The following is a 22,180-nucleotide window of genomic DNA, read 5'->3' as shown; positions in this document are numbered from 1 at the left end:
TATAAAAAGGAAAGTAGCATATACTTGACGTATCTTTATTGATGTAACTATAATTGTTACGTTTGTTTGAAATATATCAATTTTATCTTATATTTATAGTAGAAAGGATGAATGTTACAAGTGAATGAAATGAATCATGGTGTATATAAGCCTGTAAAAACAAACAGGTTTTGGATGATTATTGTTTTAGGGACACTCACAGCAATTGGCCCATTATCTATTGATATGTACTTGCCTTCATTGCCAAAATTAATGGGGGATTTGCAAACGAGTGCATCCTTGGCTCAGCTTACACTAACAGCATGTTTACTGGGGCTTTCAGTAGGACAATTATTTGTTGGCTCCATTAGTGATATTTATGGACGGCGTAAACCTTTAATTATTGCCCTTATTATTTATGTTGTATCTTCTTTACTTTGTGCGGTTGCTCCATCTATTTGGACTCTAGTTTTGTTACGATTTCTACAAGGAGCGTCAGGTTCAGCGGGTATTGTCATATCGCGTGCGATGGTACGTGATATGTATGCAGGTCCTGAGATGACAAAGTTCTTTTCATTGCTTATGTTAGTAAATGGAGTAGCACCGATTTTGGCACCTATTATTGGTGGACAATTGTTGCAATTTACTTCGTGGCATGGTGTGTTTATTGTTCTTGGTGCAATCAGTATTTGTATGTTAATATCAGCTGTTTTTGTACTACATGAGACACTGCCATTAGAAGAAAGAGTAACAGGCGGATTAGCAGGGACGCTATCGATATATGGGAAGTTATTGAAAGACCGCTTATTTATGGGGTATGCCGTATCACAGGGATTTGTTTCAGCGGCGATGTTTGCCTATATTTCTGGATCGCCGTTTGTGCTGCAAAATATATATGGAGCATCGCCACAAGCATTTAGCTTATTTTTTGCGATTAACGGAATCGGTATTATTATTGCTAGTCAAATTACGGGCCGCTTGGCAGGAAAGTTAAGTGAAAAAACACTATTTGTAGTAGGTATTGGAATTGCGGCTGTTGGAGGCATTTCCTTACTACTTACGATTATATTTGGAATCGGATTAATCGGTGTATTATGTTCTTTATTTCTTGTTGTGTCGAGTGTCGGTGTTGTATCAACAACAGGTTTTTCGCTTGCGATGAGAAATCAAAAACAAGCGGCTGGAACAGCTTCTGCATTACTGGGTCTACTACAATTTATCTCCGGGGCACTTGTTGCACCTTTAGTAGGTATCGGGGGAAGTAATACAGCGTTTCCTATGGGTGTTGTTATTGCGTTATGTGAAGTAGGCGCCGTTTTATGCTATTTACTCATGGCAAAGCCTAGTGAAAGAAAACTTGTGTTGCAGGAAAAACAAGATATAGACGCATAAAAAAGAGGTGATTCAAACATAAATTGAATCACCTCTTTTCGCATGATAACTATGGTGAGATTGGCTGCATAAAGTGACGATACTGTGACAAAAATGATGGTATGTGCATAGAAAATGACGGTCAAAAGTGCAAAGTGTGAAGTGTTCTCGTTATAATAACAAGTGGAGATATGACGTAAGTTTCTATAGAAAGATTGTCAGGTAGATAAAAGGAGAGTAAAAGATGAAAAAATTATGGGGCGCAGCCTTGCTTGGGAGCATGCTGCTTTTAGCAGGGTGCGGTGGAAATCAACATACAAAGGAAACAAAAGAAAATGTGCAACAATCAGCAGATGAAAAAGAAGCTATGAAGGTATATCAAGGTGTACATGAAAAGTATGATGAGAAAATGAATAAGGAATTAAATCAATCTTTGCAATTATGGGGACAAGCGAAGGAAAAAGGCGGGAAATCGATATCCAACAAGCAATTTAAAGAAGATGTTCAGAAAGTAACAAAGAGCATGTTAGAAGACATTGAGCATATTCGTACAGAAATTCGCGTACCAAAGTCAAAAGAACAAGAGCATAAGTTATATGTAGGGTTCTTAAACGAAACAGAACAAGCGATGAAAAAGCTAGATCAATTAGCAAAAGAAGAAGACTCATCATTAATTCGTGATATAGAAGTTCATTTTTCAACAGCTTCTACATACTATAAACGTTTTCAAAAAGAAGCACAAAACTAACCTTGCATATTGCAAGGTTAGTTTTGTATATGGCAGATTATTTCTTGTCGAAACGTCGATAGAATGGAAAGATAGATATTCCTATTAAGTAAAAATGCAAAAACTGATTTTTCTAAAAATATCCATTTGGATTGACTTTTTGTTTTTTCAGAATTATAATTCAAAATATACAATTCGAACTACAGAATAATATAGTAATTTACTTATCCAGAGAGGTAGAGGGACTGGCCCTATGAAACCTCAGCAGCGGGTTCTGAAAGAAGAATACCGTGCTAATTCCAGCAAGCAACCAAAGCTTGAAAGATAAGTGATAGGCATAGAATAGATTAAAAAGCCTTGATCTTATTTTTTAAGATCAAGGCTTTTTATATTGCGGGATAAGGAGAGGAATTGGCAAAAATTTGCGAATAAAACAAAGTAAATTTATGTGTTTAGGGGGTTATATTGGTGTATGTTGTAAAAAAACTATCAGTTATGGTGTTTACACTATGGATTATTATTACAGCTACTTTTTTAATTATGCATATTATACCTGGTGATCCGTTTTCATCAGATGCAAAGATTTTTCCTGAGGAAGTTGTCCAAAATATGAGGGCTAAATATCACCTCGATGAACCTTTATGGAATCAATATGTAGCTTACTTGGAAGGGGTTATTCATTTTGACTTTGGAGAATCTGTTCAGTCCACGGGTCAAGGAGTAGCAGAAATCATAACAACTGGCTTTGGTCCATCTGCTGTTATTGGATTACAAGCATTTGTTATTTCGTTGTTAGTTGGAATTGCAGCTGGAACTTTTGCGGCCTTATATCATGGGAAAATAATTGACTATAGTGTGAGTCTACTGGCGATTTTAGGTATCTCAATCCCAAGTTTCATCTTAGCGCCGTTATTTATTCAGTTGTTTGCAATTCAATTTGAGTTGCTTCCGGTTGCCTCTTGGGGAACATTTGCTCATACTATATTACCTTCCTTTGCGTTAGCGCTTGGACCGATTGCTGTTATTACAAGATTTGTTCGTTCGAATATGATTGAAGTTTTACAAAGTGAGTATATTAAACTAGCACGTGCAAAAGGAATACCGATTCGAACAATTATTATAAGACATGCGCTTCGAAATGCTATTGTTCCAGTTCTTACTTTTGTCGGACCACTTATGGCTGGCTTGTTAACAGGAACATTCGTGATTGAGAAAATATTTTCTATTCCAGGGTTAGGAAAATATTTTGTAGATAGTATTTTTAACCGAGATTATCCAGTTATCATGGGAACAACTATTTTCTATAGTGCACTGCTCATTACATGTATTTTCGTTACGGATATCATTCATCGTATGATTGATCCGCGCATTCGTTCTATTACGTGAGGAGGGAAATTAAAATGGGGGCTTACGAAATCGATGATCAGCTATTGACGGCGGAAGATAAGAAAGCATTAACTGCTAATAAAGAACAGCAAACGATTAGTCGGAAAAAGGAAGTATTTCAAAAACTCATATCAAACCCAATAGCAATGATAGGGATAGTCACTTTGCTTATAATCGTTATTTTCTCTCTTATCGGAGAAAGTTTAACGCCATATAGTGCAAATGAACAAATAAAAGAAGCAACAAATCTACAACCAAGTAGTGAACATTGGTTCGGTACAGATGATTTAGGAAGAGATATTTGGGCACGAACATGGGCTGGTGGAAAAATTTCATTAGCAGTCGGATTGATCGCAGCAGCACTTGATATCGGTTTAGGTGTACTGATTGGTGGTTTTAGTGGTTATGTGAGAGGACGTAATCGTCTCGGTACGTTAATTGATGAGTGGATTGTAAGAGGAATCGAAGTGATGTATGGTATACCGTATTTATTAATTGTTATTTTACTATTGATTGTTATGAAACCAGGGCTTTTTACAATTATTCTTGCTCTTGCATTAACGGGTTGGATTGGAATGGCACGTCTTGTACGAGCGCAAGTGCTTTCATTAAAACAGAGAGAATTTGTCATTGCCGCTGAGAGATTAGGAACATCTCATATGAAAATTATTTATAAACACCTAATCCCGAATTTAACTGGAATTATTATTGTGAATTTATCTTTTACGATTCCATCTGCTATTTTCTCAGAATCATTTTTAAGTTTTATCGGATTGGGTGTACAATCGCCAGCAGCAAGTTGGGGAACGATGACAAACGATGCACTAGGAACATTGTTAAGTGGGGAATGGTGGCAACTCTTTTTCCCAGCGTTACTAATTGCGTTAATTATGTTCGCTTTTAATGTGATTGGAGATGGTTTGCAGGATGCGATTGATCCAAAAATTGTGAAACAAAATCGAAAGGGGAAAAAACATGGGGCAGCTCTTATCTTTAGAAAACGTAACGTTAGCCGTTGAAAAAGAGGATCGTAAACAACCGATTGTAAAACATGTTTCTTTTTCCATTCATGAAGGTGAAATTGTTGCACTTGTAGGAGAAAGTGGTTCGGGAAAAAGTGTAACAGCACAATCGATTATTGGCTTAAATCAAGAGTCAATTCGCCCTGAGGAAGGGAAAATCTCTTTTCAAAATAGCGAATTAACAAACTTGCAAGAAGCTGAATGGAATCACATACGAGGAAAAGATATTTCTTTTATATTTCAAGACCCACTTTCTTCATTAAATCCAACAATGAAAGTAGGAAAACAGATTACAGAAGTGATCTTGCAGCATGAAAAGAAATCAAAACAAGAAGCAAAAGCAATAGCGATTCAGTTATTAAATGATTTAGGCATACATGAAGCAGAAAAGCGTTTTGAGCAATATCCGTATCAACTAAGTGGCGGTATGAGGCAGCGCATTTGTTTAGCAATTGCGTTTGCTTGTCACCCAAAGCTCGTAATTGCAGATGAGCCGACAACAGCGCTGGATGTAACAATTCAAAAACAAATTATGGGGTTATTAAAAGAGAGAAAAGAAAAACAACATACAAGTATTCTATTAATTACACATGATCTTGCGCTTGTGCGTGAAGTAGCAGATCGAGTTGTTGTGATGTATGGCGGCCGTGTTGTAGAAAAAGGGACGATTCAAGAAGTTATTAAGTCACCGAAGCATCCGTATACGAAAAGTTTATTACAAGCTATTCCGAATATGGACGATTCAGAAAAGGTATTGCGGGCGATTGATGGAACAACACCTTCGCTTGAAATATTAAATAGCTTTGGATGTCCGTTTGTGAACCGATGCCCAGTTGCGATGAAAGAATGTATTCATCGCTTCCCAGAGAAAACAGTATTTTCGCCGGAACATAGTTCATCTTGCTGGAAACATATTATTGAGCAGCGCAAAGAGAAAGCGAAAGAGAAGGTGAGCGCTTCATGACGACAGAGTTAATTACAGTAAAACAGGTGATGAAAACATATGGGAGTAAGGAGAAGGAACTTACTGCGCTTAAAGATATATCACTATCTATCCCAAAGGGAACTACACTTGGAATTATTGGAGAAAGTGGTTCAGGGAAAACAACGCTTGGGAAGTTAATAGCTGGTATTGAAAAACCTTCATCAGGAGAGATTGCGTATAACGGTCAAATTGTCCATGCGCTGAATCGGAAAGAAAAGCGAGATTTTTTACAAAAAGTACAATTTATTTTTCAAGATTCCACTGCAGCTTTAAATCCGCGGTGGAAGGTGCGAGATAGTGTTACAGAAGGGTACATCTCATTTGGGTTAGGCGATAAGAAGGAGAAGGATAAAGATAAAGTTGCTGGTGATGCGTTAGAACGCGTCGGTTTAGATAGAGGATATATTGATCGCTATCCGCATGAATTTAGCGGTGGGCAACGTCAACGGATTGCCATTGCTAGGGCGCTTATATGTGAGCCTGAAGTGTTAATACTAGATGAACCGATTTCAGCATTGGATGTTTCCTTACAAATTCAAATTGTTCATCTCTTGCAGCAAATTCAAAGAGAACAAGGCTATACATATTTATTTATCGCACACGATTTACCGATGGTTCATTATTTATGTGAAAAGGTAGCTGTTTTGTACAAGGGAGAACTTGTTGAATTTGGAAATACGGATGAAGTATTCCGTAATCCACAACATTCTTATACAAAAACATTGTTAAAATCGACACCAAAAATTTCAGGCTAAAGGAGAATGTAAAATGAAGAAGTTTTTACTTTTTGCCATTATGACAGTTGTAGCGATTGCTGCTGTCGGCTGCGGTAAGAAAGAAGCGTCAAAGGCAAGTGCAGATAAAGGGGATCGATTCGTAACAAATATTAGTAGTGACCCATATACACTTGATTCAGCAATTGCGACAGATAGTACGTCAGGTTATGTAATTGAACATTTATTTAGCGCCCTATATACAAAGGATGAGAATGGAAAATATCAAAATGATTTGGCAGAGAAAGAAGAAGTAAATGCAGATGGAACAGAATACACAATTCATTTAAAGAAAAATATAAAATGGTCAGATGGTTCACCTATTACGGCTAATGATTTTGAATTCGCATGGAAACGTATATTAAATCCTAAAACAGGATCTATGAATGCAACAGAAATGTATTTTATTAAGGGTGCAGAAGCGTACAATACTGGAAAAGGGGAAGAAGGACAAGTAGGTATTCAAGCGGTAGATTCGCAAACTTTAAAAGTAGCGCTTGAACATCCAGTTGCATCTATCAAACAAAAATTAGCAAGTTCCTTATTTATTCCACTTTCAAAAAAATCTATCGATGATAAAAATAAGTTAAAAACAAGTCCAAAAGAATTACTTACAAACGGACCATTCAAATTAAAAGAATGGAAGCATAACCAAGCAATTATTTTAGAGAAGAACAAAGAGTTTTATGATAAAAAAGTAACATTAAAAGAATTGGAGTTTCGTATTATTCCAGATACTAATACGGCATATCAATTGTATAAATCAAAAGAACTAGACTTATTAAGCGGCTTGCCACAAGAGATGATTGAAAAAGAAAAGAAAAATAAAGAATATAAACGTATTGCAGGATTTTCATCTTACATTTATTCATTTAATGTTGAAAAAGAACCGTTTACTAATGCAAAAGTACGAAAAGCATTTGCGTTAGCGCTTGATCGTAAATTTATTGTTGAAAAATTGTATAAAGGGAATGCACAAGAAGCATATGCTTTTGTTCCAGAAGGAGCGAAGACACAAAGCGGCCGTGATTTCCGTAAAGAAAAAGGGGATTACTTAAAATTTGACCCAGCAGAAGCAAAAAAATTATTAGAAGAAGGCATGAAAGAACAAGGATGGTCAGAACTTCCTCAAGTAACATTGAAGTATACAACAGATACACAGCATAAAAAAGTAGCAGAAGCAATGCAAGAAATGTTCAAGAAAAATCTTGGTGTAGATGTGAAAATAGAAAATAAAGAGTGGAAAAGTTACATTGATACGTATAAACAAAGTGACTTTCAATTAGCTTATATGGGATGGGGCGGAGCTGTAGATCCAGCGAAAAAACTTGAATTATACGCAGGTGATGGACCGAATAACTATGCAAAATGGCATAATAAAGAATTTGATGCTTTAGTAAAAGAAGCGGAAGTTGAAAGAGATGAAGAAAAGCGCTTTGATTTATTGCATAAAGCAGAAGATATTATGTTTGCTGAAACACCATTAATCCCAATCTTATTCCCATCAGCATCCTATTTACAAAAAGAATCAGTGTCTGGGATTCAGTATGATGTTGAAGGTAAAGATTTACGTTATGCAAAAATAAAGAAGTAGGCAAACGCCTACTTCTTTATTTTGCTTCCTTCTTATATTCTTTCTTCGTTCCATCAGAGAAGACAACTTCTAATTCGAATTTTTGATAATCTTTATCGAGTTGGAAGACGTCGACTACTTGGTCGATTACTTCTTGATCTGGTGTGTTTTTATCAAATGTTAGCTTTTTAAGAAGTGGGCTTAACTTTGCAATTGCTTCATCGCTAGTTAAGTTTACATTAGCTTTATGGTCTTCAATTTTTGCTTCCATTTTTTGATCAGCAGATTTATGTTTATAGTCAGCTTCATAATCTTTTTTTGTATCTTGGTAGTCAACATCTAGATCGAATTCATTAAAGTTAAGCTTTAAATCAGCAGATGTTTCATTTTTTGCTTCTTCCGTTGTTTTCTTGTTAGAAGTTGTATCTTCTTTTGCTGGTGCGTTACACCCTGTTAATGTAGGTATTAACATAAGAGCTAATAAAGCTGAAAGTAAAATTCTCATGATATCATCCTCCTTAGTATAGCTTCCTTCTATACAATTTTTCCCTAAACGCCTTTAAATTATGTATCAATTAGAAAGATATTTTCTATGTAATAGGTAGAAGACTTCGCAAATTAAATCAAAAAATGATTTGGATGTATGTGGTAAATTGGAAGTGTAAGGAGGTGCAGATATGTATGATGAATATAGTAGTTTAATCAAAAAAGCAATTACGTATATAGAAAACCATTTAGAAGAAGAATTGACAACTGAAAAAGTATCTTCTTATAGTGCGATATCTATGTACCACTTTCATCGTATTTTTCAAAGTAATTTGGGAATGAGTGTAACAGATTATATTCGAAAAAGAAGACTTACATATGCTGCGCAAGCTTTAGTAACGACAAATAGACCGATTCTTGATATTGCACTGCAATATGGTTTTTCTTCACAAGAGGCATTTACTAGAGCGTTTAAAAGAATGTATCATTTGCCACCGAAAAAATACCGTAACTATTTCCAATCATTTTATATAGAAAGAGAGGGAATTTCAATGCAAAAAGGTTTACCAAAAGGATGGGTATTAAGCGGAAGTCACCCTACAGAATATGAAATGGGCTTAGATTATAAAACAGTTCACCAAGGAAAAGTATCAGCTTATATTCAAGCAAAAGAAAGTGTGACCCATGGTGGGTTTACGACGTTAATGCAAATATTTAAAGCTGATAAATATAAAGGAAAGCGCTTGCGGTTAACAGCATTTATTAAAAGTGAAAATGTAAAAGATTGGGCAGGGCTATGGATGCGTATAGATGGGAAGGATACAGAACCATTAGCTATGGACAATATGCAAAATCGTCCTATAAAATATACTACAAATTGGCAACCCTATTCAGTTGTACTAGATGTAAAAGAAGAAGCGATTGGGATTGCATTTGGTATTTTGTTGTCAGGGGAAGGCTGTATATGGGCAGATAGTTTTCGGTTAGATGAAGTAGATGAAAAGGTACCATCGACAGATCTGACAGAAAGTTTCTATGAAATCCTCTCCAGCGAACCAATGAATTTGCAATTTGAAGAGATAGAAGAATAGCAGGGTGACAATAAATATATGTGGAAGCTGTTATTCTATTCAATAGCGGAATTGTTCAAAGGAGAAACACCTATTTATTTTTTTATATGGTTTTTCGTGCTTTTCATCGCTATGGTTATATGTGAAATGATGGATATAACAAGGAAGAAATATGCACTTTCATATGCCATCTTCAAAGCCACGATAGAATCGTTCCTGTCACTTATTGTTTGTCTCGGTATAAGTCTTTTATTATTCCGCATGGTGCACTTCATTTTCCCTAATCAAGTGACACCTTATGATGTGAGGTACGGAAGATGGCTAGCATTTATTATATTAACTTTAGTTTTAATATTCGGATTTATTGTAAAGGTGACAAAGAAAAGAACGAGAATATGGTTGAGGCCGATAGGGATTATTGTACAATTTTTCTTTTTTAGTATTAGCATATGGATAGCAAATGCTATACTTCAACCAACGTTACATATGAGTATGTTCGTTATGATTCTGTTTAGTTTCGTATTAACTGTATATCAGTTTATTGGCTGCCTATACGAATATCGCTCTTACTAATTAATTTACAGGGAATGGATTGACAATAATTAGAAAAAAGTATATTCTGAATGTAAGTGATCACTTGCATAAGGAAGAGAGGATTGTATGGCGCGCTCAAAGACAGCAGAAAAAATTATTCAAGCAGCAATTGAATTAGTGAAAGAAAGAGGATATAAAGCAGCGACAACGAAAGAAATCGCAATGCGTGCTGGTGTCAATGAAGTAACAATCTTTCGTAATTTTAAAAGTAAGAAAGGGGTCATTGAAGCAGCCGTTGCTGAATTTTCATATGTGCCGCATTTAAAACATTTTTTACAAACAAGAATTGTATGGGAATTAGAGACAGACTTAAAAAATTTAGCAAGGCATTATCATCAATTTTTGCATGAAGTGAAAGATATTATTGCGATCGGTATTCGTGAAACAGGTGCGTTTCCGGAGTTAGATGATGAAATCGCTAAAATACCAAAGGGTTTAAAGGAAGAATTAATGATTTATTTTACAGAAATGCAGAAAAAGGGAAAAATCATTGATACGAATATTGAAGCACAAGTCATGAATTTTATATGGATTAACTTTGGGTATTTTCTCTCTAAAATGCGTTTTGAAAATCGCTTGATGGAGATGAACGATGAAGATTTTATTGAAAATAATATAACTTTATATGCTAGGGCATTAAGACCCTAGTATTTATTTCAAATAAAATGCAAGTATGTACTTGCTTGCTGAAAGGAGTTAGGAAAATGAATACGATGAAACAATTTTTAAGAATACCAGGTACGTATATAGGGATTGTAGTAGCCTTAGCATTTCAGCTTATTTTCTTTTGTGTTTGGCTAACGGCTTATGAGGGAGTCAATGAAAGGGCAGATAAACTGAAAGTTGCGATTGTAAATCAAGATATGAGTATGGGAAGTAAAATAGGAGACGGCTTACAGAAAAGCTTACCTTTTCAAGTAACAAAAGAGAAGTCTATGGAAAAAGCAAAAGAAGAAATGGATCAACATGCATACGATATGATTATTGAAATTCCAGCTTCCTTTTCAAAGGATATAAGCGAAAGAGGTAAAACAGATTTAAACGTTCATATTAACCAAGCAAGCTCGATGATGGCAAAACAGATGATGGAAAGCATAGCAAAACAAGTTCATAGCAATGTAAATAAAGAAATTGCAAATAATAAACAACAAGCCATTGCAGGAAAGTTACAAGCTGTAGGGCCAGAAAGCATTGAAATGTTAAAGGGGCTAACAAAAGAATCAGTTGGACTTACAGTGCATAAAGTAAATGATGCAAAAGGATTTTCCGTAAACATGGTGCCGCTTATGATTGTGTTAGCTTCATTCGTTGGAGCGATGATTATGAGTATGGAATTATCGAAAGTGACAAAACAAGTAGGGAGAGATTGGAGTAGTTTTCTTTCAAGACAAGTGATTAACGGTGTAGTATCCGTTCTACTTGCGTGTATTACGATTGGCTTAATGAAGGGCTTTCACATTGGAATTCAAGAAACAATCGGGAATGTATGGCTATTCCAAACTATTGTCTTTTTTGCTTTCCTATCATTAACGCAAATGTTTCTTACTCTATTCGGAAATGCAGGTATGATTTTCAATATTATATCGCTTTCATTGCAACTTGTAAGTTCAGGCGTAATGGTCCCGCAGGCTATGTTATCCAAAACATATCAAACAATCGGAGAATTATTTCCCGCAACTTACGCTGCGAATGGTTATTTTACAATAATATTTGGTGGTGGGAATTTAAAAGAGAATATTATTGCTCTATTATTTATAATTGTGATTACACAAATTGTAGCACTAAGTGTAGTAGGGATATCATTTGTATTGAAGAGAGGAAGGGCTGTAGGAAAAGAAGCGTAATAAAAAAAGGTATCCGACGAACGGATACCTTTCTATTCTTCATGGACAATTTTTCGTTTCTTCAGTAGATATAAATTCCTAGTGAACTACCCCCCACTTAAAACCTAACGATTTTTGAAGTGGGGGCTTCTCGACTTATCGTTTCTTTTAGTAGCTAACGAAAACTGACCGAGCTATCCCTCTCGTTCCAAGAGTTCTTTTTGCTATACTAACGCTAATAAGCGTAATCCTTCACGTTTAGAAGTGGGAGACTTCTTTCGGAGGGAAGTTAAAAATCAAAATGATCAGGATCTGGACCAACGCGATGATTTTCATTTAAAGATTGAATTGCTTTCATATCTTCAGAGCTTAATTCGAAATCAAAAATATTTGCGTTTTCGATAATGCGGTGTTCTTTAATTGATTTTGGGATAGTTACCACTTCATTTTGGAGATCCCAACGTAAAATAATTTGTGCTGTTGATTTATTGTATTTTTTTGCAATCTCTTGCAATGTTGGATGGTCAAGAAGTTGTCCTTGCATTAACGGTGACCATGCTTCTAGCTGGATGTGGTTTTCTTTACAAAAAGCATGTAATTCTTCTTGCGTTAAGCGAGGGTGATATTCAACTTGGTTCACCATCGGTTTCATTTCTGCAACTTCGAATATATCTTGTAAGTGATGGATGTGAAAATTACTTACACCAATCGCACGAACGCGGCCATCTTTATAAAGTTTTTCTAATGCTTTCCACGTTTCGGTATATTTTCCTTGTACAGGCCAGTGAACTAAATATAAGTCTAAATACTCTAAACCTAATTTTTGTAAGGAAGTTTCGAACGCTTGTAATGTCGATTCATATCCTTGATCGCTATTCCATACTTTTGATGTAATAAATAGCTCTTCACGCGGAACGCCGGACTCACGAATTGCTTGTCCCACACCTTCTTCGTTTTTATAAATAGCAGCTGTATCAATGCTACGGTACCCGTTTTTGATGGCAGCTTTCACGGAATCAATTACTTCTGTGCCATCTTCCACTTTAAATACTCCTAAACCAAACCAAGGCATTTTTACCCCGTTATGTAATGTAGTGTAATCTTGTAAACTTGTAATTTTCATATTAGTTCCCCCTTGCTTTTTTATTTGTAGCTTCAATTGCTTGCTGAATGATTTCGGAAAAATGATGTTCATAGAGCACTTTTAAGCCTTCCGCAGTTGAACCACCAGGTGTGGTTACTTGTTCCCGAAGAAGTACTGGATTTTGTGCTTGCTCAAGCATCGTAGCTGAGCCGGCAATCATTTGAATAACAAGGTGATGTGCTGTTGTTTCATCAATACCATAACTTTTCGTAGCTGCAATTAGACTTTCTGCAAAGTGGTAAAGAAATGCTGGTGCGCTACCAGTAACAGCGGTTAGCTGATGAATTTCTTCTTCTGTGCAAAACTGTGATGTACCAATTCCATTTAAAAGAAGTTGTAATGTTTTTTCATGATTTTCATTTACGAAGTGTCCCGTCGTATACAAGCTGATAGACTGTCCAATGCTAGCAGCCGTATTTGGCATAATCCAAGCAACTGGTATGCCTTGAGGTAATCTTTTTTCTAAGTAAGATGGTCCAATTCCAGCAGCGATTGTCACGACAAGTTGATGTGTAAGAAGAGGCGCTAGTTCTGTCAATAGTTGTTCATGTGCAGCTGGTGGCATTGCCAGAATAATCGTGTCCACAGACTTGACGCATTCTTTCCAATCAGTTGTTGTTGAAATAGGATATTGTTCTTGTAATTGCTGGAGTTTTTTTGTATTGCTTCGGTTAGATACAATAATTTCTTCGATGTGTTGCTTGTTCGTCTTAAGTAAACCAGAAAAAATTGCTTCTGCCATACGTCCAGCACCAATAAATAAAATTCGCTGTTTCTTTGGCATATCCTCTAATCCTTTCTTATAAAGTAAGTTATAAAAACAATAACATTGATAAGAGATCGTGTAAAAAGAAAAGGTCTATTAGATGGATATAAAAATGATAGAAAAGTTTTGAGAGGGAAAGAGCATTTTTAGATTTTTTAGCCATGGTTTATGTGGGAAAATAGATGACAAAACACCCTAAAAGTTTACTATACTTTTAGGGTGCGATCATCAATTGTGAGTTTATGCTTTTGTCATACCGAGTAAAACAGCGCCACCAATAATGAAAACACTGCCTAATGCGATAAATATCATTTGACGTTTTGTTTTCTTCTCACCTAAGAAGACAATTGCACCAAATGTAGAGATTACAATACCTGTTTGTGATAATGGAAAACTTGTTGCGACTCCAACTTTTGGTAATGAAAGAAGTAAGAATAAGTTTCCTGTCCCCCAAAGTACACCAGATATTGTATTGCGAATTGCATATTTATTAAATGGTTTATGTTTAGATGTCAGTATAATTGCTCCAACAAACATACCAACCGCTTGTGGTAAAATAGCTGACCAACCATCAATGTTATACCAGCGAATAATAATTACATATACAAGATAGCCGAAAGTAGAAATAATTAAAGTGAAAAGTCCTTTTTTTAATTGTCCTGGCGGCTGTGCATTTTCTTTATCATCTAATGAAGTGAAGACAACGCCAACTACAATTAAAAGGATTGCAATCGTTCCCATAATAATCGTAGTAGTAGTAGTCCACTCATGAAAAGCGATTACTCCAAAGATAGAAGTTGCAACAAGTTGCATCCCAGTTGAAATGGTTACTGTTGTCGAAACACCTAGTCTTTCAACAGTTTTTAATTGATTTGCTTGTCCTAAAGCCCAGAATACACCAGAGATAAAACCAACGATTAAGATTGTCATCGTTAAAGCTGGCTGAGTAAATACATACATAACAATTGCAAAGAATAGAGCACCCATTGTCATACCAAGCGTTTGACTATAGGCGCCGCCGCCAGCCTTTACACTTACTAATAAGATATTCCCCCATGCAATTGCAGGAAGAAGAGCTAATAAAATGTCCATCACAAGACTCCCTTCGTTTTTAATCAATATAGTTGAAAGCCACTCTAAAAATTGGTAATTCTCCATTAATAGAGTAGAAGATTACTGATCATTAAAACATAATGAAGAATTTACATTATAAATGCGTTTTCATTTCTTCGTTTCTTCAAACACCTCCATATAATAACAGGAAAGTCCTCATTTTAGAAAGTGAATTCGAATAAAATGTATATTTTTATAAATAGAAAAATTCTGTTATTATTTCGCGGTAAAAAAAGATCCCGAATTGGGATCTTTTGAGGGGAATAGGGAAATAAAATTGTCAGCTCTTTTTTATAAACAAGATGTGGGGGACAAGCCACTTCTTGAGGGGGTATCTTATGTATTCATTATATGAGATGTAGTTGGGAGTAACTATCGAATTATCTTACAGGAAGATTACATTTTTGTAAGATACGCGTTTCATCGTTTTACAAAATCATTTATTTTTCGGGAAATAAAAAGGCAGCTTTTTGTCGAAAGCTGCTTTAAAAAGTAATTCGTTTATTAATGAATTGCATGCACAATAAGAAAATGAGTGACATACTAACTGTTATGACAACAAGTGTCCAAGCAAGGGACATATTACTTGCATCAATTGCCATATAAATGGCTGTTGGAATCGTTTGTGTTTTACCAGGGATGTTTCCTGCAAACATGAGTGTTGCACCAAATTCTCCTAATGCTCGTACGAAACTTAAAATCATTCCGCTAAGTAATGCAGGAAATGCAAGTGGTAGTGTGACGTGTAAAAAGACTTGATATTCACTTGCCCCGAGGTCACGGGCACCGTCTTCAATTTGTTTGTTTGCAATAGAGAAACCTGTTTTTGCCGATTGGTACATAAGCGGAAATGAAACAACTGTTGAGGCAATGACTGCTGCCCATGATGTAAACATAATTGATTGTTGAAATAACGTTTCAATCCATTTGCCAATCGGGCTATGATTTCCAAAAATAATAATGAGAAAGAACCCAATTACAGTTGGTGGAAGCACCATCGGCAATAGAAAAATGGTTTCTAATAACACTTTATAACGCGAAGAGGAGCGTGCTAATATCCGACCAATAATTGTCCCGGAAATCATAGAAATAATGGTAGCGAGTGCAGCCACTCGTAAAGAAAGAAAAACAGGTGGCCAAAGTGTATCAAATGTCATAGTAGTTCAGATAGGGTTGTAAATCCATACTTTTTAAAGATTGTTTGTGCATCTTTGGATTGTAAATATTCATAGAATAAAGTCGCCTCTTTTTTATGCTTAGATTCTTTTATTATTCCAACAGGATAATGAATCGGTTCATGAGAGTTAGCTGGTGCTGCAGCAGCTATTTTTACTTTATCTGAAATGAGAGCATCTGTTTTATATACAATACCAGCATCTACATTTCCAGTCTCTACATATGTTAATACTTGACGAACGTCTTTTGTAGGTACAATTTTGTTTTGAAGATCATTCCATAAGTTTTCGTGTGTAAGAAGAGCTTTTGCATACTTTCCGGCCGGTACAGATTCAGGTGTGCCAATTGCTAGTTTTTTCACTTTCTCTTCTTTCAATTCTTGGAATGTTTGAATAGAACTTTCTTTTGGGACGACTAATACAAGCTCATTTCCTAGAAGCTCTTTTCCTTCTTTTTTATTGATAAATCCTTTCTTTACAAGCGTTTGAAATTTATCTTCTGCCGCAGAAAAAAATAAATCAGCAGGAGCACCTTGTTCAATTTGTTGCTGAAGTGCACCGGAACCACCAAAGTTAAATGATAGCTTTATGTTAGGTTCTTTTTGCTTATATTGTTTTTCAATTTCTTTAAAAGCATCTTGTAGACTAGCGGCTGCTGATATTGTCAGTTCAATTGTTTGTTCTTCTTTTGCATTTGTTTTCTCTTTCTTGTCTCCGTTTGCACAAGCGCTACTGAAAATAAGGAAAAATGAAAGTGTAAGTACCCCAATATACCGCAATACAAATTTGTCCATAACGTATAATCCCCTTTCCTTCTTACCATATCAATTATAACTAATTATATTTAATTATAAATAGTTATAATTAAATATAATGTGAAATAAGTCACTGTTTGAAAAAATAGGAGAAAATTTCACTTCTTTGTTACAATAGAGTAAGAAAGTGAGGAATCGCCTATGGACCATCATTCCTACACAACGGAAGAAGTAGCGAAACAATTAAAGGTATCAAAGTTAACTGTATACGACTTAATAAAAAAAGGAGAGCTTCCTTCTTATAGAGTCGGCAGACAAATGCGTATTGATGCGGGGGATTTAGAACAATATATTAGACAGATGAAGACAGGAACGTTACAAACATCCTTTGTAAAAGTAGAGAACAAAAGTGCAGAGCACTGTGTAATTAGCGGACAAGAACTAACGTTAGATATGCTAGCAAAGCATATAGAAAATCGAATGCCAAATTCTAATATACTTCGAGCGTATCAAGGTAGTTTAGCAAGTTTAATCAAAATGTATCATGGGGAACGAAGCGTTGTTAGTCTACACTTATTTGATGGAGATACAAAAGAATATAATATTCCATATGTAAAACGAATTTTAGTTGGACAGCCTTGTGTTGTCATCAATTTATTAGCAAGAAATGTTGGGTTTTATGTTCAAAAAGGAAATCCAAATGAAATACAGAATTGGAGTGACTTAGTTAAACCGTCTATACAATTTGTAAACCGCGAAAAAGGATCAGGAATTCGTGTATTAGTAGATGAGCAACTTCGCATTCAAAACTTAAGCAAGGAACATGTTCAAGGATATGAATGGGAAGAATCAAACCATCTCGGTGTTGCTTCGCAAATTGCTAGCGGGAAAGCTAATGTTGGTGTAGGGGCAGAAAAAGTAGCGCAAATTGTAAATGTAGACTTTATTCCACTTATGAAAGAACAATATGACTTAGTCATTTTGAAAAACAAGGAGAATGAACAATTGATTGAAGCGGTAAAAGATATTTTGCAATCTATAGAATTTCAAAATGAATTGCTAGCAATCGGTGGTTACGATGTAAGGAAAACAGGTCAAATTATATATGAAACAAACTAAAAAAGTTGCGTGCCTATAGGGTGCACAGCTTTTTTCTATATATGTTAGGAAAGATATTGCAGGGGGATACATACATGTCTCTTTCCTTCCTTGTTTCATATAGATCCGCTATTTTAAAATTATTACCTAATTTTATTACCAACTATTAAAAGTTAGTGTTATAATGGTTTTAAAAGTGAAGTTCAATTTGGAAGGTAAGAAAGGAACGAACGAAATGTATAAACCAATTACATGTTTGTTGAAATATATATTTAAGACTGTTGGAAAAGTAGAAGTACAAGGGAAAGAGAAATTACCGAAAGAAGGACCGTATGTGGTAGCATGTACGCATACAAGTTTTATGGATGTGTTAATGTTAGCAACAGGAATGTATCCGACGGAAATCCATTACATGGCCAAAAAGGAGTTGTTTGAAAAAAAGTTTTTGAACTGGTTTTTTAAGAATGTAAATGCTTTTCCTGTGGATCGAGCAAACCCAGGGCCAAGTACACTGAAAATCCCATCGCGCTTATTAAAAGAAGGAAAAGTCGTTGGGATTTTTCCAAGTGGAACAAGATCTACAGAAGATGTCTCTTTAAAAGCTGGTGCTGTAACAATTGCGATGCGTTCTCGTGTGCCGTTAGTACCGGCAGCATATATTGGCCCGACAAGTGTAAAAGAATTGATAAAAGGTAAGAGAGCACAACTTATCTTTGGAGATCCAATTCAAGTAGAGGCGGAAGAAACGATGGATCGGAAAGCAATTATGCAAAAGATGACAGATCAATTAAATACGAAATTTGAAGAATTAAAGGACACTTTAATAAAGAAATAGAAAAAAACAATCGGATATAGAGAGGACACTTAAAAAGTCCACTTCATCATAAAAAGAAGTCCATCATCTACTATATAGGTGACGGACTCCTTTTTATTTTCTAAAATGCACGTTGTTTTTTAGGGGAGCAATCCCCTTTTCAATGCCTTTGATGGAGGCGGTTATTTTTATAGGAAATGGAAAAATTTTTATTTGTATATGAGAGACATATATGTACATACAGCTTATATGTACTGATACAGAAGAAACCTTTATGGGAAAGCATATTTAGTAAGGGGAAGTATAGTGATTAATGTGGATTGTGAGAGAGAATTTGAATAATTAACCAAGTGTTTGTTTAAACATAATTTTGTAAATAGCGTATAACAAAATGTGTGATAAAAACCACTTCTATACCTCTAGGAGATGGTGATACAATGTCAAATGGGGGGAGGTACGAACTATGGTTACTCAACGAATAAAAGAAATTGCACTCATTACAATTGGTTCATTATTATTTGCAATCGGTATTAACTATTTTGCAATTCCAAACCGTTTGTCAGAGGGTGGAATTATCGGGTTAACGGTTGTTACGTATTATTTATTTGGATGGTCACCAGGGGTTGTGAACTTTGCTTTAAATGCAATTTTATTAGCGATTGGATATAAGTTTTTTGATAAAAAAACGATGATTTATACAATTATTGGAATTGTAGAGACATCTTTATTTTTATATGTTACCGAACATATTGGACATCGAGTAAATAGCGATACATTACTAGCCGCTTTATTTGCTGGGGTGTTTGTTGGAGTTGGATTAGGATGTATGTTCCGGGCAGGAGGTACATCAGGGGGATCAGCAATTTTAGCGCAATTGGCAAATCAATATTTAGGATGGAGTGTTGGAAAAGGTGTTCTTATTATTGATATTGTTGTGATTGCTGGGTCTGTCTTTATCATCGGTCAAGAAAAGGCGATGTATACACTTGTCGCAGTCTTCATCGGAGCGAAGGTAATTGACTTCATTGTAGAAGGAATTAATACGAAAACGGCAGTGACGATTATATCGGATCAGCCAAATTTAATACGTGAGACAATTACAAAACATATGACACGTGGTGTGACCGTTCTAGAAGGACGAGGCGGATATACAGGGAAAAATAAAGAAGTATTGTATGTTGTAATTAATAAACAAGAGCTTGTTAAGTTAAAACAAGTGATTCGTGATGTAGATGAAGAAGCATTTGTCGTGATTCATGATGTACGGGATGTACTTGGCGGTGGCTTTAAAGCAAGTTAAAAAGATGAACGAGTCGATTCGTTCATCTTTTTATTATTTTAATATTTGAGGCAAGTGAGCTAATAATTTTTGTTTTATTTTCTTTGCAAGTGATGGACTTTTGCCAAAGGTTGAAATGCTTATTATATAGTCATTTTTGTCGATCACCATTAAACGCTTTTTCATATTCATTTCCCTTCTTAAATGTGAAATATTTAATAAATCTTTATACCTATAGTATAGATTTTCTGGAAAATAGAGGATGCGATATTTAATACAGTTTTTACAGGTTCACAAATTGTTAAAAATCATATAAAATCCGAATGGGATTCTTACAAAAATGTAAGAGAAATGTAATGAGATTCAATGGCAGAATCTAGTCTATCTTTTTAAAATAAATGTATAGAAAAACTGCGCATATTGTGTAGAGGAGGAGTCTACCTTGCGGTGGGAAGTGTTAAAGAAAAAAATTATTATTACTATCATTGCAATGGCGGCTTTGTTAATACTATTATCACCAACAAGACTGGGACCAGTAATTGATAAATATAATCCATTTTATAAGACGAAAGAATACTATACTGTTGTGAATGATATTGGTCAACATATCGGTGATGGATGGTATGAATATGAATTTGTTGCTTACGATGAAAAGGGAAGAAAGAAAACGATTACGAAAAAGGTTAACCGTATGTTAAAACGAAATGAACCGTTGAAGATTTTTGCAAAAGGAAGTTATGGTGAGTCAATTATAGAAATTGAACCACAAGATATCCCTGTGCAAGCTAGAACGAAGTTGTTGGCGGTGAACTAAAGACAGCCTGTCCGAAGTTGGATAGGTTGTTTTTAGTTTAGAATAATGATGTACCAGGACACTTTAATTTCCTGTTCTAAAATAGCGGAAAAGAATCTAGTTAGCTTCCAGAAAATATAATATATCAAAATAATAATATGCTAGCAATGAAATAGGAACTTTACTATAATAGCAACGTTGCACTTTTAGGAGGTGGAAGATTGGGAGCATATTTATTACCTATTCAAACAGCATTTATCACATTTCCGATTGCAGGTTTTCTATTATTAATTCCTTTTTTGATTTGGCAGTATCGGAAACACGGTTATATTCATTACTTTCGCATGTTTATTTTATATTCCTTACTATTATATTGTATGGCGGCATATTATTTAGTCATTTTACCGTTTCCAAGTACATTTGATATATGTAGTATGCAGCGCCCAGGAACGCAACATTATAATTTAGTACCATTTACATTTGTGAGCGATTTTCTAAAGGAAACAAACGTGATTTGGAATCAACCAGCTACGTATCTCGCTGCATTAAAAGAGCGCAGTTTCTTACAAGCGGCATTTAACGCCATTTTATTATTACCATTAGGAGTGTATTTGCGTTATTATTTCCGACGGAATTTTATGCAAACGTTGTGTATTGTTTTTTTAACTTCTCTATTTTTTGAAATTACGCAAATCACAGGATTTTATGGTATGTATAATTGTCCATATCGCTTATTTGATGTAGATGATCTCATCTTAAATACAACGAGCGGAGTGATTGGTTTTTGGATTGCACCACTATTTGTATACTTCTTACCAGATATGCACCGCTTAGATGAAAAAATTGACTTGCAAAATAAGCCTGTTCGGATGACGCGACGTGTATTAGCTCTTTGGGTAGATTGGCTTATTCTTGGAATGGTATCAGGGCTATTAATTGGAGAACAAGTTCAATTTACATCTATCTTCCATTCTACTTCGGGATTAGATGAATTATTAAATGGCTTTTTTGTTGTATTTTGTTATTTTATCATCATCCAATATTTCACGAATGGGAAAACATTTGGGAAATGGTTATTGCACATGCGTGTGAAGGGAAAGGGCGAGAGAATTACATGGCTAGAGTTATTGAAACGCTATGGTCTTTTATATTTCGGAATTGGCGGGATCAATTATCTGTTATTTGCAGTTGCGGTATCGAATGAAAATAAGCCAATCATTTATCTCATTATAGCAATGCTTTTCTTCATATTTAATGGTTTGCTTTTCTTACACGTTTTCCTTCACATGTTTAAACGTGATAAGCGATTATTCTATGAGAAAATAAGCGGGACATATAACGTGATTACCTTTACAAAGAAAAATAGTAACAATAATCATTGATGACAATATTGTAAGGTGTATGTAAGGTAATTCGATAGTTGTATGTGAAAAACCTTATTACAATAAGAATAG

Annotated in this window: 23 protein-coding genes and 1 riboswitch; of the genes, 16 read left to right on the top strand and 7 right to left on the bottom strand. The window is 35.1% G+C overall.

Going from position 1 to position 22,180, the window contains the following annotated elements; translation table 11 throughout:
- Window positions 1–111: 111 nt before the first annotated feature.
- The 7 genes from MR058_RS18780 (at window position 112) to MR058_RS18750 (ending at window position 7,837) form a co-directional block, all read left to right on the top strand.
- A complete protein-coding gene (locus MR058_RS18780) occupies window positions 112–1,371 on the top strand; it encodes a multidrug effflux MFS transporter (RefSeq protein ID WP_242145396.1) in 1,260 nt (419 codons plus the stop codon).
- A gap of 223 nt (window positions 1,372–1,594) precedes the next feature.
- Window positions 1,595–2,098 (top strand): hypothetical protein, encoded by a 504-nt coding sequence (locus tag MR058_RS18775; RefSeq protein ID WP_242145395.1) that lies wholly within the window; start codon window positions 1,595–1,597, stop codon window positions 2,096–2,098.
- Between the two features lie 200 nt (window positions 2,099–2,298).
- Window positions 2,299–2,408, top strand: a riboswitch (SAM riboswitch).
- A gap of 137 nt (window positions 2,409–2,545) precedes the next feature.
- Complete coding sequence (locus MR058_RS18770; protein ID WP_242145394.1) at window positions 2,546–3,463, top strand: ABC transporter permease; 918 nt, start codon at window positions 2,546–2,548, stop codon at window positions 3,461–3,463.
- Window positions 3,464–3,477: 14 nt separating this feature from the next.
- Entirely contained in the window at window positions 3,478–4,482 is a 1,005-nt protein-coding gene (locus tag MR058_RS18765; protein ID WP_242145393.1) for an ABC transporter permease, read from the top strand.
- A complete protein-coding gene (locus tag MR058_RS18760) occupies window positions 4,439–5,449 on the top strand; it encodes an ABC transporter ATP-binding protein (RefSeq protein ID WP_242145392.1) in 1,011 nt (336 codons plus the stop codon). The genes MR058_RS18765 and MR058_RS18760 overlap by 44 nt, the downstream gene beginning before the upstream one ends.
- Window positions 5,446–6,225 carry an ABC transporter ATP-binding protein gene (locus tag MR058_RS18755; RefSeq protein ID WP_242145391.1) on the top strand — a complete coding sequence of 260 codons (780 nt, stop codon included), beginning with the start codon at window positions 5,446–5,448 and terminating at the stop codon, window positions 6,223–6,225. Before MR058_RS18760 ends, MR058_RS18755 begins: the two co-directional genes overlap by 4 nt.
- Before the next feature lie 13 nt (window positions 6,226–6,238).
- Window positions 6,239–7,837 (top strand): peptide ABC transporter substrate-binding protein, encoded by a 1,599-nt coding sequence (locus MR058_RS18750; protein ID WP_242145390.1) that lies wholly within the window; start codon window positions 6,239–6,241, stop codon window positions 7,835–7,837.
- Window positions 7,838–7,853: 16 nt separating this feature from the next.
- Here MR058_RS18750 and MR058_RS18745 read toward each other — a convergent pair whose 3' ends face one another.
- Window positions 7,854–8,321: a YusW family protein gene (locus MR058_RS18745; RefSeq protein ID WP_242145389.1), complete on the bottom strand. Its 468-nt coding sequence runs from the start codon at window positions 8,319–8,321 to the stop codon at window positions 7,854–7,856.
- Window positions 8,322–8,493: 172 nt separating this feature from the next.
- Between MR058_RS18745 and MR058_RS18740 the strand changes: the two genes are divergently transcribed.
- The 4 genes from MR058_RS18740 to MR058_RS18725 all read left to right on the top strand — a co-directional run bounded on the left by MR058_RS18740 (window position 8,494) and on the right by MR058_RS18725 (window position 11,810).
- Window positions 8,494–9,393 carry a helix-turn-helix transcriptional regulator gene (locus MR058_RS18740; RefSeq protein WP_242145388.1) on the top strand — a complete coding sequence of 300 codons (900 nt, stop codon included), beginning with the start codon at window positions 8,494–8,496 and terminating at the stop codon, window positions 9,391–9,393.
- Between the two features lie 18 nt (window positions 9,394–9,411).
- Window positions 9,412–9,945, top strand: coding sequence for a DUF5823 family protein (locus tag MR058_RS18735; RefSeq protein ID WP_242145387.1), 534 nt, complete (start codon window positions 9,412–9,414; stop codon window positions 9,943–9,945).
- A gap of 87 nt (window positions 9,946–10,032) precedes the next feature.
- On the top strand, window positions 10,033–10,614 hold the full coding sequence (locus tag MR058_RS18730) for a TetR/AcrR family transcriptional regulator (protein ID WP_242145386.1): 582 nt from the start codon (window positions 10,033–10,035) through the stop codon (window positions 10,612–10,614).
- Window positions 10,615–10,670: 56 nt separating this feature from the next.
- Window positions 10,671–11,810: a YhgE/Pip domain-containing protein gene (locus MR058_RS18725; RefSeq protein WP_242145385.1), complete on the top strand. Its 1,140-nt coding sequence runs from the start codon at window positions 10,671–10,673 to the stop codon at window positions 11,808–11,810.
- Window positions 11,811–12,078: 268 nt separating this feature from the next.
- On the opposite strand, the gene MR058_RS18720 is transcribed toward MR058_RS18725, so the two are convergent.
- The 5 genes from MR058_RS18720 to modA form a co-directional block, all read right to left on the bottom strand.
- Window positions 12,079–12,912 (bottom strand): aldo/keto reductase, encoded by an 834-nt coding sequence (locus MR058_RS18720; protein WP_242145384.1) that lies wholly within the window; start codon window positions 12,910–12,912, stop codon window positions 12,079–12,081.
- A 1-nt stretch (window position 12,913) separates the two neighbouring features.
- A complete protein-coding gene (gene proC, locus MR058_RS18715) occupies window positions 12,914–13,717 on the bottom strand; it encodes a pyrroline-5-carboxylate reductase (RefSeq protein ID WP_242145383.1) in 804 nt (267 codons plus the stop codon).
- Window positions 13,718–13,939: 222 nt separating this feature from the next.
- Window positions 13,940–14,791, bottom strand: a complete 852-nt coding sequence (locus MR058_RS18710; protein WP_242145382.1) for a GRP family sugar transporter — start codon at window positions 14,789–14,791, stop codon at window positions 13,940–13,942.
- Between the two features lie 506 nt (window positions 14,792–15,297).
- Entirely contained in the window at window positions 15,298–15,969 is a 672-nt protein-coding gene (modB, locus tag MR058_RS18705) for a molybdate ABC transporter permease subunit (protein ID WP_242145381.1), read from the bottom strand.
- Window positions 15,966–16,781, bottom strand: a complete 816-nt coding sequence (gene modA / locus MR058_RS18700; protein ID WP_242145380.1) for a molybdate ABC transporter substrate-binding protein — start codon at window positions 16,779–16,781, stop codon at window positions 15,966–15,968. Before modA ends, modB begins: the two co-directional genes overlap by 4 nt.
- Before the next feature lie 162 nt (window positions 16,782–16,943).
- Between modA and MR058_RS18695 the strand changes: the two genes are divergently transcribed.
- The 3 genes from MR058_RS18695 to MR058_RS18685 all read left to right on the top strand — a co-directional run bounded on the left by MR058_RS18695 (window position 16,944) and on the right by MR058_RS18685 (window position 19,954).
- Window positions 16,944–17,861 carry a helix-turn-helix transcriptional regulator gene (locus MR058_RS18695; protein WP_242145379.1) on the top strand — a complete coding sequence of 306 codons (918 nt, stop codon included), beginning with the start codon at window positions 16,944–16,946 and terminating at the stop codon, window positions 17,859–17,861.
- A 214-nt stretch (window positions 17,862–18,075) separates the two neighbouring features.
- Entirely contained in the window at window positions 18,076–18,675 is a 600-nt protein-coding gene (locus MR058_RS18690; RefSeq protein ID WP_242145424.1) for a lysophospholipid acyltransferase family protein, read from the top strand.
- A 442-nt stretch (window positions 18,676–19,117) separates the two neighbouring features.
- Window positions 19,118–19,954: a YitT family protein gene (locus tag MR058_RS18685; protein ID WP_242145378.1), complete on the top strand. Its 837-nt coding sequence runs from the start codon at window positions 19,118–19,120 to the stop codon at window positions 19,952–19,954.
- 33 nt (window positions 19,955–19,987) lie between these two features.
- Here the strand turns inward: MR058_RS18685 and MR058_RS23350 are convergent, their stop codons facing one another.
- Complete coding sequence (locus tag MR058_RS23350) at window positions 19,988–20,119, bottom strand: hypothetical protein (RefSeq protein ID WP_277926631.1); 132 nt, start codon at window positions 20,117–20,119, stop codon at window positions 19,988–19,990.
- A gap of 256 nt (window positions 20,120–20,375) precedes the next feature.
- Here MR058_RS23350 and MR058_RS18680 point away from each other — a divergent pair, with 256 nt between their 5' ends.
- Window positions 20,376–20,747, top strand: coding sequence for a YxeA family protein (locus tag MR058_RS18680; RefSeq protein WP_277926632.1), 372 nt, complete (start codon window positions 20,376–20,378; stop codon window positions 20,745–20,747).
- 200 nt (window positions 20,748–20,947) lie between these two features.
- On the top strand, window positions 20,948–22,108 hold the full coding sequence (locus MR058_RS18675; RefSeq protein WP_242145377.1) for a VanZ family protein: 1,161 nt from the start codon (window positions 20,948–20,950) through the stop codon (window positions 22,106–22,108).
- Window positions 22,109–22,180: the final 72 nt, after the last annotated feature.

The sequence above is a fragment of the Bacillus cereus group sp. BfR-BA-01430 genome (assembly GCF_022663115.1).
In the GTDB taxonomy this organism is placed as follows: domain Bacteria; phylum Bacillota; class Bacilli; order Bacillales; family Bacillaceae_G; genus Bacillus_A; species Bacillus_A cereus_BD.
This window is presented reverse-complemented; position numbering and strand designations above follow the sequence as displayed.

Excerpts from the sequence above, each read along its gene's own strand:
- MR058_RS18780 (WP_242145396.1), top strand. The coding sequence starts at position 112 with ATGTTACAAGTGAATGAAATGAATCATGGTGTATATAAGCCTGTAAAA.
- MR058_RS18775 (WP_242145395.1), top strand. The coding sequence starts at position 1,595 with ATGAAAAAATTATGGGGCGCAGCCTTGCTTGGGAGCATGCTGCTTTTA.
- MR058_RS18765 (WP_242145393.1), top strand. The coding sequence starts at position 3,478 with ATGGGGGCTTACGAAATCGATGATCAGCTATTGACGGCGGAAGATAAG.
- MR058_RS18760 (WP_242145392.1), top strand. The coding sequence starts at position 4,439 with ATGGGGCAGCTCTTATCTTTAGAAAACGTAACGTTAGCCGTTGAAAAA.
- MR058_RS18755 (WP_242145391.1), top strand. The coding sequence starts at position 5,446 with ATGACGACAGAGTTAATTACAGTAAAACAGGTGATGAAAACATATGGG.
- MR058_RS18750 (WP_242145390.1), top strand. The coding sequence starts at position 6,239 with ATGAAGAAGTTTTTACTTTTTGCCATTATGACAGTTGTAGCGATTGCT.
- MR058_RS18745 (WP_242145389.1), bottom strand. The coding sequence starts at position 8,321 with ATGAGAATTTTACTTTCAGCTTTATTAGCTCTTATGTTAATACCTACA.
- MR058_RS18740 (WP_242145388.1), top strand. The coding sequence starts at position 8,494 with ATGTATGATGAATATAGTAGTTTAATCAAAAAAGCAATTACGTATATA.
- MR058_RS18735 (WP_242145387.1), top strand. The coding sequence starts at position 9,412 with ATGTGGAAGCTGTTATTCTATTCAATAGCGGAATTGTTCAAAGGAGAA.
- MR058_RS18730 (WP_242145386.1), top strand. The coding sequence starts at position 10,033 with ATGGCGCGCTCAAAGACAGCAGAAAAAATTATTCAAGCAGCAATTGAA.
- MR058_RS18725 (WP_242145385.1), top strand. The coding sequence starts at position 10,671 with ATGAATACGATGAAACAATTTTTAAGAATACCAGGTACGTATATAGGG.
- MR058_RS18720 (WP_242145384.1), bottom strand. The coding sequence starts at position 12,912 with ATGAAAATTACAAGTTTACAAGATTACACTACATTACATAACGGGGTA.
- proC (WP_242145383.1), bottom strand. The coding sequence starts at position 13,717 with ATGCCAAAGAAACAGCGAATTTTATTTATTGGTGCTGGACGTATGGCA.
- MR058_RS18710 (WP_242145382.1), bottom strand. The coding sequence starts at position 14,791 with ATGGACATTTTATTAGCTCTTCTTCCTGCAATTGCATGGGGGAATATC.
- modB (WP_242145381.1), bottom strand. The coding sequence starts at position 15,969 with ATGACATTTGATACACTTTGGCCACCTGTTTTTCTTTCTTTACGAGTG.
- modA (WP_242145380.1), bottom strand. The coding sequence starts at position 16,781 with ATGGACAAATTTGTATTGCGGTATATTGGGGTACTTACACTTTCATTT.
- MR058_RS18695 (WP_242145379.1), top strand. The coding sequence starts at position 16,944 with ATGGACCATCATTCCTACACAACGGAAGAAGTAGCGAAACAATTAAAG.
- MR058_RS18690 (WP_242145424.1), top strand. The coding sequence starts at position 18,076 with ATGTATAAACCAATTACATGTTTGTTGAAATATATATTTAAGACTGTT.
- MR058_RS18685 (WP_242145378.1), top strand. The coding sequence starts at position 19,118 with ATGGTTACTCAACGAATAAAAGAAATTGCACTCATTACAATTGGTTCA.
- MR058_RS23350 (WP_277926631.1), bottom strand. The coding sequence starts at position 20,119 with ATGAAAAAGCGTTTAATGGTGATCGACAAAAATGACTATATAATAAGC.